The organism is Phormidium sp. CCY1219 (assembly GCF_035615515.1).
GTDB lineage: Bacteria > Cyanobacteriota > Cyanobacteriia > Cyanobacteriales > Laspinemataceae > CCY1219.
The window spans coordinates 1-439 of the sequence record NZ_JAJENT010000144.1 but is presented as its reverse complement, the minus strand read 5'-3'; the positions used below and the strand labels follow the sequence as shown (position 1 = coordinate 439).

Below are 439 nucleotides of genomic sequence, written 5' to 3'. Positions count from 1 at the left end.
GATTATTTCCCATCACTGCTTGCCATTGTGCCTGGGTTACCGGATATTTGCCCATAAAAAATTCCGGTACCCTCACCCGATGTTGCGGACCTTCATTATCATATCGCTCCAATTCGGTTTCCGGGGAACCCATGAGAAAGGTACCCGCCGGAATGCGTACCATTTCTAACCTAATTCCTTGCCCCAAATCTTCGGTATAGTATTCTGCCTCCCCCTGCTGGCGGTTGATTTCCTTTCCATAGCGATTCACAGTAATAATGTCAAAACTGAATTTCGGCAATGATGATTGTGCCGTTTTAGCACCGCTCACTGGTGACAAATTTAGGGCGTCTAATACTTCCGATGCTGATTGATATCGCTGTTTTGGATAATCGGATAATAACTTATCTAATACCTGGGCCAAATTTTCGCTAATTTCCACCCCATCAGGCAATTGTTC

1 protein-coding gene is annotated in these 439 nt (G+C 44.9%); it reads right to left on the bottom strand.

Annotated elements, in window-relative coordinates; genetic code table 11:
* Window positions 1-439, bottom strand: a 439-nt coding sequence (locus tag LKK83_RS00750; protein ID WP_324628811.1) for a formylglycine-generating enzyme family protein, incomplete at both ends; no start/stop codon positions are given.